The organism is Pseudoalteromonas sp. 2CM37A, assembly GCF_023161885.1.
Classification (GTDB): Bacteria; Pseudomonadota; Gammaproteobacteria; order Enterobacterales; family Alteromonadaceae; genus Pseudoalteromonas; species Pseudoalteromonas atlantica.
The window spans coordinates 47,707-65,306 of sequence record NZ_JALNTJ010000006.1 but is presented as its reverse complement, the minus strand read 5'-3'; the positions used below and the strand labels follow the sequence as shown (position 1 = coordinate 65,306).

General features: G+C 40.5%; 12 protein-coding genes. 4 read left to right on the top strand and 8 right to left on the bottom strand.

Features of this window, described 5'->3' with window-relative positions; all coding sequences use genetic code 11:
• Positions 1 to 10 precede the first annotated feature (10 nt).
• Entirely contained in the window at positions 11 to 2,245 is a 2,235-nt protein-coding gene (locus MTF68_RS14645; RefSeq protein WP_039972240.1) for an ABC transporter permease subunit, read from the bottom strand.
• A 658-nt stretch (positions 2,246 to 2,903) separates the two neighbouring features.
• Here MTF68_RS14645 and MTF68_RS14640 point away from each other — a divergent pair.
• The 3 genes from MTF68_RS14640 (at position 2,904) to MTF68_RS14630 (ending at position 7,156) form a co-directional block, all read left to right on the top strand.
• On the top strand, positions 2,904 to 3,410 hold the full coding sequence (locus MTF68_RS14640; protein WP_024031441.1) for an ACT domain-containing protein: 507 nt from the start codon (positions 2,904 to 2,906) through the stop codon (positions 3,408 to 3,410).
• Positions 3,411 to 3,588: 178 nt separating this feature from the next.
• The gene (gene ppk1, locus MTF68_RS14635; protein ID WP_248462915.1) at positions 3,589 to 5,676 is read left to right on the top strand and encodes a polyphosphate kinase 1; all 2,088 of its coding nucleotides are present in this window, start codon (positions 3,589 to 3,591) and stop codon (positions 5,674 to 5,676) included.
• A complete protein-coding gene (locus MTF68_RS14630) occupies positions 5,669 to 7,156 on the top strand; it encodes an exopolyphosphatase (RefSeq protein ID WP_248462913.1) in 1,488 nt (495 codons plus the stop codon). The genes ppk1 and MTF68_RS14630 overlap by 8 nt, the downstream gene beginning before the upstream one ends.
• 194 nt (positions 7,157 to 7,350) lie before the next feature.
• On the opposite strand, the gene MTF68_RS14625 is transcribed toward MTF68_RS14630, so the two are convergent.
• From MTF68_RS14625 to MTF68_RS14595, 7 genes are all read right to left on the bottom strand, one after another.
• Entirely contained in the window at positions 7,351 to 7,806 is a 456-nt protein-coding gene (locus MTF68_RS14625) for a hypothetical protein (RefSeq protein WP_248462911.1), read from the bottom strand.
• A 292-nt stretch (positions 7,807 to 8,098) separates the two neighbouring features.
• Complete coding sequence (locus MTF68_RS14620) at positions 8,099 to 11,221, bottom strand: efflux RND transporter permease subunit (RefSeq protein ID WP_248462910.1); 3,123 nt, start codon at positions 11,219 to 11,221, stop codon at positions 8,099 to 8,101.
• Positions 11,218 to 12,753 (bottom strand): efflux RND transporter periplasmic adaptor subunit, encoded by a 1,536-nt coding sequence (locus tag MTF68_RS14615; RefSeq protein WP_248462908.1) that lies wholly within the window; start codon positions 12,751 to 12,753, stop codon positions 11,218 to 11,220. The genes MTF68_RS14620 and MTF68_RS14615 overlap by 4 nt, the downstream gene beginning before the upstream one ends.
• Positions 12,754 to 12,757: 4 nt before the next feature.
• Positions 12,758 to 14,080, bottom strand: coding sequence for a TolC family protein (locus tag MTF68_RS14610; RefSeq protein ID WP_248462906.1), 1,323 nt, complete (start codon positions 14,078 to 14,080; stop codon positions 12,758 to 12,760).
• A 261-nt stretch (positions 14,081 to 14,341) separates the two neighbouring features.
• Entirely contained in the window at positions 14,342 to 14,707 is a 366-nt protein-coding gene (locus MTF68_RS14605) for a hypothetical protein (protein WP_248462905.1), read from the bottom strand.
• 63 nt (positions 14,708 to 14,770) lie between these two features.
• Positions 14,771 to 15,379, bottom strand: a complete 609-nt coding sequence (locus MTF68_RS14600) for a paraquat-inducible protein A (protein WP_248462904.1) — start codon at positions 15,377 to 15,379, stop codon at positions 14,771 to 14,773.
• A 2-nt stretch (positions 15,380 to 15,381) separates the two neighbouring features.
• Positions 15,382 to 16,647, bottom strand: a complete 1,266-nt coding sequence (locus tag MTF68_RS14595; RefSeq protein WP_248462903.1) for an EAL domain-containing protein — start codon at positions 16,645 to 16,647, stop codon at positions 15,382 to 15,384.
• A gap of 145 nt (positions 16,648 to 16,792) precedes the next feature.
• Here MTF68_RS14595 and MTF68_RS14590 point away from each other — a divergent pair, with 145 nt between their 5' ends.
• Positions 16,793 to 17,551, top strand: coding sequence for a transporter substrate-binding domain-containing protein (locus tag MTF68_RS14590; RefSeq protein ID WP_248462902.1), 759 nt, complete (start codon positions 16,793 to 16,795; stop codon positions 17,549 to 17,551).
• The last annotated feature ends 49 nt before the right edge of the window (positions 17,552 to 17,600 follow it).

Below are 17,600 nucleotides of genomic sequence, written 5' to 3'. Positions count from 1 at the left end.
GTCTCTCCACTTACATTGAGCTGTATTTTTCACGCAGTTGCTGACGAACAAACTCAGCCACTGTGTTGAAAATAAAGGTGAATATGAATAGTACAAATGCTGCTAAGAATAATATTCTATAGTGCGAGCTGCCTACTTCTGATTCAGGCATTTCTACCGCAATGTTTGCTGCAAGCGTACGCATACCTTGGAAAATACTCCAATCCATAATTGGCGTATTACCTGTTGCCATTAATACAATCATGGTTTCGCCTACTGCACGGCCAAGTCCCATCATCACGGCAGAGAAAATACCTGGGCTTGCTGTAAGTAGTACAACACGTACTAGCGTTTGCCACTGCGTAGCACCAAGTGCTAGTGAGCCATTTGATAAGTGTTTAGGAACACTAAATACGGCATCTTCTGCAATCGAGAATATAGTAGGAATAACGGCAAAGCCCATCGCAATCCCCACCACTAAAGAGTTACGTTGGTCAAACGTCATACCAAGCTCATTTGTTAAGTATTGACGTACATTTCCATCAAACATCCAAAGCTCTACGGTTTCGCTCATTGCAAACGATACCCAGCCTATAAATAATACAACCGGAATAAGTAAAATAGAGTGCGACCCTTCAGGGATTTTATGGCGAATACTCGCTGGTAACTTAGTCCAACCTAGTGCTGTTGCTAGCACACCTAACGGTAATAAAATCAATAAGCCGACAATAGCAGGTAGATGCTCTTCTATAAGTGGCGCTAACCACAGGCCTGCTAAAAAGCCTAATATTACAGTCGGGAGGGCTTCCATAATTTCTACCGTTGGCTTTACCACTTTACGCAGCTCGCTCGACATAAAGTAAGCGGTGTAAATAGCGGCAGAAAGCGCAATGGGTACTGCAAATAGCATGGCGTAAAGCGCTGCTTTTAACGTACCAAACGAAATAGGAACCAAAGAAAATTTAGACTCAAAGTCATCACTTGCTGATGTAGATTGCCAAATATAACCAGGCTCAGGGTAACCTTCGTACCACACTTCTTGCCAAAGTGCAGACCAGGTAACCTCTGGGTGCTCATTATGAATTTCTAATACGGTTAGTTGGTTATCGGCTAAAATAAGGGCGGCATTTGAGCGCGGAGCTATAGCAAAGTTTTTAATCTCGCCATCACTTACTTTACCTTGCCAAAGTTTTGCCTCACTTGTGGTGTAATACACACCTAACTCACCATTACTGCTTGTAGTGAAGAAAGTTCGACGATAAAACTCGGTAAAAATGTTCAGCTTGCTTTGTTTAGTTGTTTCAAACGAGCGAATTTTTTGATACTCACGGCCGCTGTCTGTATTGACTTCAAACCACTGCGATACTTCACCGTTATCGTTTGCAAGCATGAGTGAGTTAGCACCAGCAAGTAGCTGCGCAGACACTAAGTTAGCACTTTCTTCGTTAGCCGAAAGCAGCTGAATTTGCTCTACTTCGCTTGGATAGCGTGTATCGTAAACATAAATTTGATTTGCAGAACGTACAAATGTGCGGGTGGTGTCTGGCGAAATTAGAAGCTCATCAACACGGCCTTCAATATTAAGCTCAGTGCGCTCAACTACCCATTCTACTTCACCGGTAAACATGTTTTCTTCAGCAACAAAGCTGCTAAATAAAACGCGTTTGTCTTCGGTTAAAGCAACCACGGCTGTTTTATCTTCGTAATGACTAAATGCAAAACGCTTAATGGCAGCACCTTGCTCGTCAACTTCTAATGCCATTTTGCCAAGTGGATAATCTAAACGTGGCGTTAGCTTTCTTTCGTTGTTAGGAAAAGTAACTAAAAACTTAGGTGCTACCAGCACCACTGAGCCATTTTCTAAACCAAACGCATAATGCCCCTGAAACGGCGCACTGTTTGCAAAGCTTGATGCATCACTAGGTAGCTCGGCGCTTAATGTTTTAAGCTTTTTACCAAAGCTGCCATCTTGCACACTATAAAAATCTACCTTTCCTTGCTGAGAGAGTAAAAAAGCAACCTCAGTTTGCTCCTCAACACCTAAGCCCACAATTTGTTCAGCATTAGCAACATTAAAACTGTTACGTTTTTCTACTTTTGCTGATTCAAAAATTGGTTGTACTACATAAAGAAGGTAAAAGAATATTAATAACAATGCTATTAATACCATTACTCCGCCTGCGGAAATACCCCACTTTGCAAACCGGTCTTTAAATAGACGGCTTCGATCCGTATTTAAAGTCGGCTTATTCGGATTGGAAGTCATCAAAACACCCTTTAATTCTGTCGTTGCGCAAATTATATTTCATCAAGATGACAGTAATGTTACAGATGTAATAAATACCCGCCTAAATGCTTTAAAATCAGTCCTTTTTTCTAATGAGAACGCTTGCTTAATTGTTACTCACTGATATGCCACAACATAAATCGATACAAAAAAGGGGAAATATTTAATATAAATGCCCTAAATTAGTGCCTATTTAGCTATTTAATAACGCGTTTTACTGCCCTGCTGGAGATGACTAAATTTATGCTTTTATGGCGCATTAGTTGTTAACACTTTTATGGTTAAATAAAGTGCATAGCGCTCAAAGCATGGAAAAAATAAATGTTATGGTTCATAAATGACACTTATTATCAAAAGTGCTATAAAATTGTTAATAAATTCAGTGTGAGTTTATCTTCTTATGGGAACTAATTTGTGCTTTTATTGGACAAACAATTTAACGCAGACAATACTAAATCTATGTATAACGAAACCAGACCGCAGCGCTAAAGTAAAAAAAATTCAACGATAAAGACACAAATAAGCAATAATAAACAATTAGTTTTTTATGGGTTTATATTACCCACTACAATGATAGAAACGTTATAAACACTTAATGCCTACGCATTTACATTTTCAGGCTTAGAGAGAGCTATTTATGAAGCAGTTGGTGATCACCATTTTAGGGCAAGACCGGCCCGGATTAGTAGAAAGTATTTCATCGGTTATCTTGCAAAATAAGGGTAACTGGCTGAGCAGTAATTTAAGCCACTTACTAGGCCACTTTGCCGGTATTATTCAGGTAGAAGTAGCGCAAGAGCACTTTGAAGCATTGCAAAACGCATTAAATGCCTTACCTAAACTCGACGTACGTATTGAAACTGGCAACACAGAAGTAGAGCCAAGTAGCAAAGAGCAAATAAATTTTGTCATTACTGGCAATGACCGCCCGGGCATTGTTCAGGAGCTGGCAAGTGTAATACGCCACAAAGGCGCTAGCATTACTCACTTAAACTCAAGGCAGCAAAGTGCGCCAAATTGGGGAGTGCCTATTTTTAGTGCCGTAGCGACTGTAACCTTACCCAGTGGTATGAATAAAGAAGAAGTTATTGATGCACTTGAATCGATTACCAGTGATTTAATTGTAGATATTGAAGAGGCATAGCCCAAACGCCGTTGACATAAAAATGACATGGTAGTCATTTTTATGTCATCTAACTGGCGTATGTTTGAATAAAAAGGACTGATTATTACTACTTTTATCGCTTTTTACATTGTAAACCTCATAAGCGCACGCACAGCCCCAAATTAAATTTGAAACATATCCTGATAACGGAATAGATATGAATGCCCATATAGAGCCCCCTCAAACAACTGAATATTTTGCAAAAGAATTAAGCTGGCTGTCATTCAACGAGCGTGTACTACAAGAGGCTAAAGATAAAAATAACCCGATTATTGAGCGCATGCGCTTTTTGGGCATTTTCTCTAATAATTTAGATGAATTTTTTAGAGTACGGGTTGCTGATGTAAAGCGCCGAATTTTATTAAATAAACTCCCCGATGCTAATTTTGAAGAAGACGAAATACTGCTTAGTGAAATACAAAAAAAAGTACTGCAGTTAGGCAAAAAATTTAACCACATACACCAGCAGGTATTAACCGACTTAAACCATCATAACATTCATGTTAGTCGCCCTGATGAGCTCAGTGAGTTTCATTTAAACTGGTTAAAAAATTACTTTCATGATCACGTTCTTCAACATACCTCTCCTATTTTGCTAAACGAGAACAAAGACTTCTCTACCTATATAAACGACACCATGACCTACTTATTTGTAGAAATGAGTGATGAAAAAAGTTATTACGCAATGCTTGAGGTACCCACCGACAGGGTTGATCGCTTTATAAACCTGCCTCCAGAAAAAACCCGCCGCCATAAAACCATTGTAATGCTTGATGATGTCATCACTTACTTTTTAAACGATGTATTTAGTAGCTTTTTTTCTTATAAAAGCATTGCCGGTTATGCAATAAAATTAACTCGCGATGCAGAGTACAACCTAGACGACGAGCTAGAGGCTGGCTTACTTGATAAAATGTCCAAAGGGTTAAAACAACGTATTTATGCTGAGCCGGTAAGATTGGTTTACGATCAAGCCATGCCTGAAAACATGCTAAAAGTGATGAAAAAGCGCCTCGGTGTCACGCATCATGATGCGTTAATTCCTGGGGGACGTTATCGTAATTTTAGAGACTTTATATCGTTTCCTAATGTAGGGCGCCAATATTTAGAAAACAAACCCCTCCCAGCATTGCAAAGTAGTGCGTTTAATAAACATGCCAGTGTATTTGACGCTATTAGCGAGCAAGATATTTTACTGTATTACCCCTATCATACTTTTAATCATGTGCTTGAATATGTGCGCCAAGCGGCCTTCGACCCTAAGGTTACGCAAATAAAGGTTAATATTTATCGTGTAGCGAGCAAATCTAGGCTGATTTCATCGTTAATTAATGCCGCTCAAAACGGTAAATTAGTAACCGTTATGGTTGAGCTAAAAGCACGTTTTGACGAGCAAAATAATATTGAATGGGCAAAGGTGCTAAGCAGTGCAGGTATTAAAGTAATTTTTGGTATACCCGCACTAAAAGTGCACAGTAAATTATGTGTGGTACACCGTAAAGAAAAAGGCCAAATAGTAAAATATGCTCATATTGGAACAGGCAATTTCCATGAAAAAACAGCCAAAATTTACACTGACTTTAGCCTATTTACTCGCCACACTGGTATTTGTGAAGAAAGCGACAGCGTATTTAGATTTATAGAAAGCAGTTATAAACCGTTCAAATTTGACTACTTAATGCTTTCGCCAATTAATGCCCGTGAAACGCTGCTTAATTTAATCAATAACGAAATTGACCATGTTAAAAACAACAAACCAGGCAAAATAACGGTAAAAATAAATAACCTCGTCGATAAAGAGCTGGTAGACAGGCTTTACCTAGCTGGTCAAATCGGCGTTAAAATTAGAATTATTGTACGTGGCATGTGCTCGCTCATCCCTGGCGTGCCTAAACTTAGCGATAATATTAAGGTAATTAGTATTGTTGATCGCTTTTTAGAGCATCCTCGCGTAATAGTATTTGGTAACAATGGCGATGAAAAAGTATTTATATCCTCTGCTGATTGGATGACACGTAACCTAGATCATCGTGTTGAAGTAGGCGTTCCTATTTTGGATGTTAAGTTAAAACGCCTTATAGTTGATATATTAGAGCTACAATTTAAAGACCGTACCAAAGCACGCATTATTGATAGCGAGCAAAAAAACGCTTATGTAAGAAGGGGTAACCGTAAAAAAATCCGCTCTCAAATAGCAATTTACGATTATCTAAAAAAATGGGAACACACTTATTATAATGAATGATCACCCTTCAATAGCCGCAGTTGATTTAGGCTCCAACAGCTTTCATTTAGTGGTTGCCCGAGAAGTAAACGGCACTTTGCAAATTTTGCACAAAGAAAAACAACGCGTTTATTTAGCCGATGGACTAGATGATAAATTTCGCTTAAGCCAAGCTGCAATAGACCGCGCCCTCGTGGTACTAAAGCAATTTGCTAAAACCTTACATGAGTTCCCCGCAAGTAATGTAAAGGTAGCTGCCACTTACACTTTTAGGCGCGCTAAAAATATTAACGCCTTTTTAGCCCAAGCTAGCGCTGTGTTTCCTTTTCATATTGATGTAATTGCAGGACAAGAAGAAGCACGCCTTATTTATCAGGGCGTTGCGCATTATGTTCATAATGAAGAAAACCGTTTAGTGATCGATATTGGCGGTGGCAGTACCGAACTTATAATAGGTAAACATTTTAAGCATAAGCTTTTATCTAGCCGTAATATGGGCTGCGTTAGCTTTACAAAGCAGTTTTTTAGCGATGGAAAAATAACGGCCAAACGCTTTAACAAAGCGCAAATAAGAGCCGAGCAGGAGCTTGAAGCTATTTTTTCTAATTATGTAAGCGAAAATTGGCAATCAGTAATTGGCACCTCGGGCACTATAAAGTCAATCTTAGCGATGATAAGCGCCACAAACCCGCAACAACCTAACATTACTTACGACGATTTACTCGTGTTAAAACAACAATTTATTAGTGCTAAACATATTGATAACTTAGCTATTGCAGGGCTTACACCCGAGCGCCAACAAAGCATATGCGGTGGCTTAGCAATTTTAATTGCGATATTTACAGAGTTTGCCATTAAAGAGCTGACCTACAGCGATTTTTCTTTGCGCGAAGGGTTGCTGCACGAAATGCAGCAAAAGCTGGCCCATAAAGATATTCGCTCAAACACCATTAATAACTTAAGTGAGCGCTACACTGCTGATAAAGCGCATGCAGCGCGTGTTGCTGATACGGCCATCTGGCTCTATAAACAGTTAAAAAATGTATGGCATTTAGATAATAAGGACGATATTGCTTTGTTAACTTGGGCAGCAAAATTACACGAAATTGGTTTATCAATTAACTCATCGGGGATTAACAAACACAGCGCTTATATAGTAGCGAATAGTCAATTGCCCGGTTTTACGCAGCAAGAGCAACTTATTTTAAGCTCACTTATACGCTTTTATCGTAAAAAAATTAAACTGACAGAGCTGCCAGAGTTTTTAACTATTTCTCAAAAGCATGTGCTTAAACTGATTGTTATTTTACGCTTAGCCATTTTATTTAATCAAAAGCGCCAAGTGAGCTTAAAGCCGGATATGGAAATAAGCGCAAGCAACTTAGGCTTATTTATTAAGTTTAGTAACAGCTATTTGCAAGAGCATACATTGCTACAAGCAGACCTAGAGCAAGAGCAGCTCTATCTTAAAAAAGCAGGAATTCAGTTTGAGTGCGTTTAATTTTGTAAGGCTATTAAAAGCCTGTGAGATTGTTTGTTCTAAAGTAATGTAATTGCGACCCGCGCTTTTTAAAGTGAGCTTGCTGCTTTACTTACGCCCCATGTAAAGCACACATAATAAAGCGCCCTCGGGGTAAACCTAAGGGCGTTTAAAGCTTTACCTATAAAGATAACAACCGAGTTATTTTATCAGGTTTACATATCCATATGGCGGTTTGAGCTTTGCATCATTTGCTTAATGCCTTGCTTTTCAAGCTCTAAAATTTGCTCGAGCTTTTCTTTACCGTTTTCTGTCTCAGCGCGCTCCAATAAGTACTCGTAAAGTTCGATTACTTTTTTGTGCTGCTCAGAGAGGTAGTTTTGAATCACCTTTTCATCAAATTCTTGGTCTTTGCTAATATCGTTAAACGTAATTAACTCGGGGTTGTCTGCAAAGTATTCGTAGCTGTAAGTATCTAAGGTGTTGATCTCTGTAATTGCTTTAAAGCCAACTAAGTCTTCAGCTAACTTTTTTTCATAATCTAAATAATAGTCCACTAGCATCGCGTTACGTTCATCAAGTAACTCCTTAACGCTGTAAAAATTTGCCGCCATTTGTGTGTGAAATAAAACGGTCCAATCGTACACTTCTTTAATTGTTTTAACTTGCATGTGCATTCCTTACTAAGTTGACTGTATAAGGTATAGGTTGCGTAAACCGTGCCAACATAAAATCAATTAAAAACAATGCATTAAAAATAAAAAACAAGAGCTAGGCGGATTATTTGGTACAAGTTACAAAATACGGGTAATTTTTATAGGGCAATAAAATAGGTATTGCCCACAGTGTGCTATTAGAGCCTGCTGAAATAGGGGCAGCTATCAAGCTCACAAGGGTACAAACCGTACACCGCAATTTAACCGCCCCTACATTCAGCAAATTTTAACTCACAAAGAACAACACCTATTGACTAATATGCTGCTTTTTCCACAGTAAATACACCGCAGGTATAACTAATAACGTAAGAATAATTGCGCTTAGCATCCCGCCTACCATCGGCGCTGCTATTCTGCTCATCACTTCGCTACCGGTGCCGGAGCCGTATAAAACGGGTAATAAGCCAGCAATAATGGTAGCTACCGTCATCATTACGGGGCGCACTCTTAGCCCTGCACCTTGCATAATAGCGTGTTGTAACGCTTGTAAGTTAAATGCAGTTCCAGTTTGCTCGCACTGCTGGCGTTGCTCTGTATAAGCTTGGTTTAAATATACAAGCATTATGACGCCTATTTCTACGGCAACACCGGCCAATGCAATAAACCCTACACCCACTGCCACCGAAAAGTTAAACGCTTCAAAGTACATCAGCCAAATGCCGCCCACCATAGCCAAAGGAAGGGTGGCAATAATAATAAGTACTTCGCTTAGGCATTTAAAATTAAGGTATAGCAGTATTACAATAATCGCGAGTGTAAGCGGGATCACATAAGTAAGCTTTGCTTTTGCGCGTTGCATGTATTCGTACTGCCCTGCCCAAGTAATTGAATAACCTGCGGGTAATTGTAGGTTATCGCCAAGTACTTGCTGAGCTTGTGCTACATAGCTGCCAATATCACTGCCTTTAATATCAATTAAGCTCCACCCATTTAAACGCGCGTTTTCGCTTTTAATGCCGGTAGGGCCATCTTCAATAAATACATTAGCAACATCGCCAAGTGCAATATGTTGGCCTGATGGTGTAATAATAGGTAATAATTTTAAATCTTCAGGCGAAGCACGAAAGCTCTGCGGGTAGCGTAAATTTACCGGGTAACGCTGTTGCCCTTCAATTGTTTCAGTCACGTTTGAGCCGCCAATTGCAGTGGCCACAACCTGTTGTATGTCGGCTATATTTAGATTATACCGTGCTGCTTTTTCGCGGTTTATATCCACTTTAATATAACGCCCTGTGGCTACACGCTCTGAATACACTGAGGCTGTGCCGGGCACATCTTTTAACAATTGCTCAATTTGCTGCCCAATGTTTTGAATTTCTAACAGGCTTGGGCCCGCAATTTTAATACCCACAGGCGTTTTAATACCGGTGGCAAGCATATCAATTCGCGTTTTTATTGGCATAACCCACGCATTTGTAAGGCCCGGTAATGTAACTAAGCTTTCCAGCTCTGCTTTAATTTTTTGCTTCGTCATGCCCTCTCGCCACTGTGATTTGGGCTTAAACTGAATAAAGGTTTCAATCATTGTCAGCGGTGCCGGGTCGGTTGCGGTATCGGCGCGCCCTATTTTACCAAATACAGTTTTCACTTCAGGTACAGAGGCTATGAGCTTATCTGTTTGCTGTAAAATTTTTCGCGCTTCACCAATAGAAAGCCCAGGGTAAGTTGTAGGCATATACATTAAGTCGCCTTCATCTAGCAAAGGAATAAACTCACTGCCTATTTTATTTACCGGATAAAGGCCTATAACCGTCACTATAAATGCAATAAATAACGTACTTTTTGGAAATTTAAGTACGGTGGCTAACAACGGTTTATACCCTGCAACCAAGGCTCTATTAACTGGGTTTTTATGCTCAGAAATGACCTTACCCCGAATAAAGTAGCCCATTAGCACCGGTACTAACGTTATAGCTAAACCGGCAGAGGCTGCCATCGCATACGTTTTTGTATAAGCAAGCGGGGCAAACATGCGCCCTTCTTGCGCCTCTAAAATAAATACAGGCATAAAACTTACAGTAATAATGAGCAAACTAAAAAATAACGCAGGGCCTACCTCGGTGGCCGATTTAGTCACTATTTGCCAGCGGTTTTGCTTGGTCAGTGGCGTTTTTTCCATGTGTTTATGCATGTTTTCTATCATTACGATAGCACCATCTGTCATAGCGCCAATAGCAATAGCAATCCCGCCTAACGACATAATATTAGCGTTTACACCTTGCCAATACATCACAATAAAAGCCATTAATATACCCATAGGCAAGGTAATAATAGCCACCAGCGATGAGCGCACATGAAATAAAAATACCACGCACACTAAGGCTACAATAATGAGCTCTTCAAACAATTTACTACTTAGGTTATCAACCGCGCTTTTTATTAACGTGGAGCGGTCGTAAACCGGAATTACTTCAACCCCTTCGGGTAACCCTTGTTTTAAAGACTCAAGTTTTGCTTTTACCCGAGAAATCGTTTCTTGGGCGTTTTCGCCATAACGCATCACCACAATGCCACCCGCAACCTCGCCTTCGCCATTTAGCTCTGCAATGCCTCTTCGCATTTGAGGACCTAAGCGTACATTTGCTACATCTCGTAATTGTAATGCACTTCCTTGGGCGTTAATTCCTAATGGAATGGCTTCTAAGTCGGCGACACTTTTAATATAACCTGTGCTGGTTACCATGTATTCGGCTTCAGCCATTTCGATTACTGAGGCGCCAGTTTCTTGATTACCTTGGCTAATTGCAGTTTGTATCAAACTAAGAGGAAGGCCATAAGCACGTAACTTAACGGGGTCTACAACCACTTGGTACTGCTTTATCATGCCACCTACAGCAGCGACCTCAGATACACCTTCAACACTTTGTAGTTCAAATTTTAAAAACCAATCTTGCAAACTACGAAGCTGGCTTATATTGAGCTGATTTGTTTTATCGACTAACGCATATAAATAAACCCAACCCACTCCTGTGGCATCGGGCCCAAGTTGTGCCTTTGCACTTGCAGGCAAGCGGCTTTCTACCTGACTTAAATACTCTTGTACGCGGCTTCGGGCCCAATAAATATCGGTATTTTCATCAAAAATAATATACACATACGAGTCGCCAAAAAACGAAAAACCACGCACCGTTTTAGCGCCAGGCACAGACAGCATTGCCGTGGTGAGCGGGAAGGTAACTTGGTCTTGCACTACTTGGGGCGCTTGGCCTGGGTAGCTGGTTTTAACAATTACCTGTACGTCCGATAAATCCGGAAGTGCATCAACGGGTGTCTGTTTTACACTGTAAATACCCGCGCCAAATACAATAATACTCAGTAACAAGACGAGAAAACGATTAACAACCGACCAGCGAATAACAGCAGCTATCATAATGACTCCCCATGCATTGAATGATGAGCTGCGCCTTCGTCAGTAGGGTGCTCAGCAATTTTGCTTATTACAAATTCGCCCTCAATAATGCTAAATGTAAAATGCACCTGCTGTTCAGGAGAAAGCGCACTAATATCAAGCTCTTTAGCAAGTATAAAGTCCATAGTAGCAGGGCCTCTGTTCCATTTAGCGATAGCCTCTCTGCTAATATTAATAACCCGCTGCGCTGCGTTTATATTATTTATGGTTCCCATTACTGTAGCTGTTTGAACCGCTTCAGCCTTGCCCATCTCCATGTTAGGCATGTCGCTCATGGCGTTAGTGCTTGGCGCGCTCATACGCTTAAAGTCCGAGTCTTTACTCGATTCAGAGTCTATTAAAAACTGCGCAGCAGTCACAACATGGTCTTCTTTGGTAATGCCCGATAGAATAGCCACCTCATGTTGGCTAATTTGCCCTACTTTTACCGCCACCGATTTAAAACGCCCATCGCCTAGAGCAAGTACTACTCGGTTTTGTGCACCTGTACGAATAAGCGCTTGCTTAGGTATAACTAATTGCGGTGAGTCACTGTGTGTGTGAATACTTACTTGGGCAAACATATTAGGTTTAAGTAGCCCTGCGGTATTTTCAAAACGCAGCCTTACACGTAAAGTGCGATTTTGAGCATTTAGCGCTGGGTAAATGTAATCTACTACGCCTTGCCACTGCTTACCTTGAATGTAATCAAGGGTCATTGTAACGGGGAGCCCTTTGCTCACTAAAGCTGCTTGGCGCTCAAATATTTCTGCCTCTACCCATACTTGATCTAGTTTAGCGATGCTCATCATTGAGGTGCCGGGCTTAACATAAAAACCTTCACGTATATTAAGCTCATCAAGCACTCCACTTTGGCGCGCGTAAAATGTAATGTTTTGCATCACTTTTTTATTTTTTTCTAAGCGCTTAATAAAGCCATCAGACACATTTAGCGACTCTAAACGCGCCTTAGCAGCTCGGATCAATACGCTATTTTTTCTATTTACTGCGAGTAAAAATTCTTCTTGTGCGTTCACAAGCTGAGGAGAGTAAAGCGTGTAAAGAGGCTCACCGGCACTAACGGGCTCTCCTTGCGCTTTTACAAATAGGGTTTCTATCCACCCCTCTACGCGAGGATGAATATGGGTTAACTGATCTTGATTGTATTGCACATAACCGATTGTTTGAATATCACGTTGCAGTGTTTTAACTTGCACTTTACTGGTTTTAACGCCTAAGTTGTTAACCACTTCAGGTGATATTTTTATAGTACCTGGGCTGTCGTTTTCAGCGTTTGCATATACAGGCACCAGCTCCATCCCCATTGGTGATAGCCCTGGTTCATCGCGCCTATAGTTACTGTCCATTGGCGCAACCCAATACAGCGGCTTCGTTTTTTTATTATCCGCGGTTGTGGCTAAGTGCTCGGTATTATCAATCAACCAACGATTAGCAATAAACATTAACGCGGCACCAATAAGCAGCGCTACAAGGTATTTTAATTTAGTTTTCATTGTTTTATCCTTGTAACTCAGCCATTACTAGCGAGTCTAAACTGGCTGCGTAATAATTTAAGCGAGCAATAATTATGTGTTTGTCTATTTGAATATTAAGGGCATCTATTTTGGCGTTTAGCTCACTAATACGCGCGCGCATAACATCAGAAAAGTCGCCATCGTCACGGGTATACGCGTTTAAAGTAGCCTGAGCTTGTTGCGACATTTGCGGTAATAATGTGTTTTGATAAAGCGTATTGCGCTGCTCTATTCGCTCAAGCTGACTAACCTCTTTAAAGTACTGTCCTTTTAGGTTTTGTAGCGCCACGCGTTTGTCGGTTTTAATGGCCTCTGCATTAGCAATAGCCGCATTAACTTGCTGATCTTGCCTGTTATCGGTAAATAAAGGTAAGTCAATACTCACCCCCACCGAAAGCAAATCAGCACGCGACTCACCAGCTTGGTTATCAGCGCGGTAGCCATAACCCATATTTACGCCAAGTTGTGGCTTATAACTTTGTTTAGCAAGGCTCACTTGTGTGCGTTTAGCGGCTATACGTTGATCTATAGCCACCATAGAGGGATGCGCCATAAGTAACTTAATGAGCTCTTCAAAGTCTAAGCTATTAAATTGGGTAAGCGGGGCTGGCGCTGTAAAAGTTAGGCTTAATGGTTGGCGTAATATGCTCTGTGGTAACCACTGGGCTAACCCTTGTTTAGCGGCATCTAGCTGCTGCGCTAATACAATCAGTTTATCTTCAAGGCGTGTGAGCTCCAATTGTGAGCGAATAATATCTTGCTGACGGGTTTTACCTAAACTACTGGAGTAACTGGCTTCGGTAACTTCAATTAACTGGCTAAACAATGCTTTATCTTGTTCAATTAACGCAATACTTTGCTGTGCTCTGTAGGCATTTAACCACAGCTCCATTACCCTAGCTTTTACTTGCGCCTTTCGCTGCGCCCTAAGCCACGGGTGCTCAAGTGCCTCTTCTTTTATTGCTTGTTGACTAAGTGCTAGGCTATTACCACGGCTAAAGTTTTGGCTTATACCCAGTTTTAACTGCGTCATGTTTTCTTGATCAAACGCAAAGCCATCTACGGGTACGCTTTGCAAACCTATGCTTAATACGGGGTCTGGTAGTGTTCCTGCAGCAATACTTTGCGCTGTGGCGGCGGCTTGCTTTTGCTCACTGGCGCTCAGCCATGGCTCGTTGTTGAGCGCTAGGTTTATGGCATCCGTTAAATTAAGGGTTGATGCTTTTGCTATGGCATCACTATTAAATACAGCACCAAATAAGGTGGCGCTCAGTAATACAGCTTTAAAAATTACAGTGCGGGTCATTGCCTGCTCCATCTAAAATTAAAAATAAAATCTTAAATTAACAAGCAGAACAAGCGCTTTAAGCGAATATAGCTAAATTTCACTTATACCAATGATGTTAAATTAGTCGTTATGTATAGCGACAGTTAAATAGAGTGATAACAAAGCATAAATATCGGCATGTAGGTGTTCTACATGAGAGGTTTATAACGCTGTTAACGCTTTATTTGGCACGCTAAATACTAAATAATCAAGTCGATTGGTATCACACCTATCCTGCGTTTAAGCAAACATAGGAGGGCGATATAAAGTATTACTAGGGGGGGAGGAAATACCGCTATTAAGCTGGGTAACTTTTTCACTCGATAACGAAAAAGCAGTAAATAAGGCCGGGGACGTTAAAATAGAGCTGCTTCCACAGCCATTTATTGGGCAATGACAATCATTTTGAACATCTGCTTCATCACTGCAGCAATCCATTTCCATCATATCTGTATGCAATTTACTCTCGCTCATTACATGTGTGACATGCTTTGCTGATAGGCTCATATGTGGCATTTCGCACTGCTGATTTACAGACGCAACGGCTTGCCCCACAAACGTGAGTAGCATCACAACAACGAGTAAATTTGAGTAAAAACGCTGCAAAACAAAACCTATTAAGTAAATTACCCAGTAATAATATTTGAGTTATTGAGCTAACTCAAATAATTAATTTTCTTTTTTAGGCGGTTTAATTAAGCTACTCGCTAAAATAGCAAAAATACAATAAGCACTAAAATACCAAAATCCCTCACCAAAAGTGCTATGCATAATTAGTAAATCGCTACTTTGGCCATGTGCATTGCCTGCCAAATAAGTCACTATTAACGCAATAACAAACACATCCACCATGCTCCACTTGCTCAGTGCGCAAATAACCACAGCTAACTTATTTTTAAATGCGCTGGCCGACAAGCAGCAATACAGTAATTGCAGCAGTAATTTTAAGCTTGGGATCACAATAGAGAACAACCCAACTAACGCCGCTACCAATAAATTATTATTATTAGCTAGCTCGTTTACGGTTCCCCAAATGCTTTGTGTTTTGCTATACGCGTTTATTTCACCCTCTAATTTATCAAGTCCCAACATGCTAGAGAACATCATTAACATACTGCGAGTACGGCCATCGCCTTCCTCAGCCAGCATTTCTATACCTGCTTTGGCGAGTTGCGATTTATCAATGTTGCCCTCAATCGATAATACAGGTTTGGTAACACCAGGAAATAACAGCCCTAATGCAACCACAATACTTAAAATAGATAACCAATTACGCATATTTATTCTGCAATAGCCTCAATAATTTCGTCACTATACAACAGTGCATCAAGAACATAATTAAAAATATGACCTATATGCAAATCACTGTTTATTGCCGACATTAACACCGCTATTTTATCCATTTCATCTAGTTCAAACGCCCTAATAAGCGCAAGGCTTTGCCCTAAAATGCCCTCATTGTTTAATAATGCCTGAGCAATACTTTCATCTAGCGAAAACTCTTTAACAATCGCTTCAAGGTCTGTATCTAAAATTGCATCCATCACAGAAAACAACCCAACCAAGTAGCCCTGACCAACCAGTTCTGCGTGGTTTTGCCCTAGCAATAGCGCAATAAACTGCGCTCTGGTTAAGGCAAGTTTTGTGAGTTCCGAGGGTTTATCGGCGCCTAATTCGCTCAGCGCCAGCACCCGCACCAGTTGCCTTATGCTGTCCTCTCCTAAATACACAACCGCTTGCGAAATAGAAGTAATGGTTAATTTAGCACTGCCCGAGCGGGCATTCGCTAATTTCAATACTCGCGCTGTAATTGCCACATCCCTGGCTACTTGTTTTTGTATTTCATCAAAGCATAAAGATTCTTTTGCCGTAAAGCGCAGTAAATCAAACACAATCACCTTACCCGGCTCCACATCTTTGTAAGTGATCATCTCTGGGCGGGCAAAAAAGTAACCCTGAAATAAATCGCAACCGGCTTGTTTTAACGAGTGAAATTGCGCATGAGTTTCTATGCGCTCAACAATAATTTTTGCATGCGGATTAGCGCGTTTAATTTTTTTTATGCGCATATTGGTTTTAATTATTACATCGTCCATTTCAATTTTAATGTAATCTACATGCGCAAGTAATGGCGCCCATTTATCGTCGCCATCGTAATCATCTAGGGCAAACTTGTATCCCTCTTGCTTGAGCGCTTTCACGTGCTGAGTTACCTCAGCTATTTTGTTCGTACGCTCAACGATTTCTAACACACAATTTTGTGGTACTAACAATTTAGGAAAATTTTCTAAAATAGTGGCTGAAGAAAGGTTAATAAACGCTAAATGATGCGCTGTAAGTTTGTCTGGCCCTAGCATCATCAGTGTATTAAAAAACAAACGGCTGGTTGCTTGCTCATCAGATGTTCCCACAGGAAATGCATTATGGGCTGAATCACGATAAAGCAGCTCATAAGCAAACACATTCTGCTGCGCATCAAAAATAGGTTGCCTTGCAACAAACTGTGTTAGCTTTTGCCCGTTCTGTAGAATATTTGTGGGATTCACTTAATAAAAACCTATCTAATTTGGCACTGTTTATTACAATGAGGTTATACACTGTAATTCAACTGCTATGAAGATTCTAGAATCATTACAAGCGGAGTTAAATTACATAACACTCAAGGTTAAAAGTTTAGCAAAGGTTACGTATTTGTTTTTTTTAAAGTTGTTTTTATCCTTATTTATTTTGTATCTTGCTACGTTTGCTCATGCCCAGCAAAACCAGCCAGAACTAAATTACAATGTCAGTGCGTCAGGTAGTCACTACCCTTTTTACACCGGCAACCCAGAAAAACCCGGCATTTTGCCAGAAATAATCACCGCTTTAATGGCGCAAGCAAATATTACCGCCAATCACGTTGAGCTCCCCACTAAGCGAATTACCAAATACTTAGAAAACGGCATAATTGATTTTGATGTAATCACTCTGAAATGGTTAGCGCAAAGCGAGCGAGATAACCCTTACTATATTTTTTCAGAGCCGCTGATCCCCGCAACCGAAATGATTGTCGCACTGCCTGATAACGTCGCGCAGTATCAAACTAAGCAAAGTTTATACTCTAAAGAGGTTGGTACAGTACTTGGCTACTACTACCATGATGATGCAAAATTTAACCGCGTCGATTTTCCCTCTGAAAAAGAGCTAATGATTGCATTATCTAAAGCGCGTATTGACGTTGCTATTATGGGTATTCATACCGCAGCGTATTGGTCTAAACAATTAAATATTAATACTGAGTTTGGCGCCCAGCATTCGCATGGTTATTTAAGAGTGCGTTTACTTGCTAAGCACAAAGCGTTACTGCCTAAAATTAACCAAGCCCTTGCACACTTACATAGCAGTGGTTACATAAAACACATTGAAGATAAATACATTAACCCAATACCCGCACAAAATTTAAGGGATTAGTATCGCCGCCCACCTTTGCTAGGGTATAATACGGCCAAATGTAAACCTC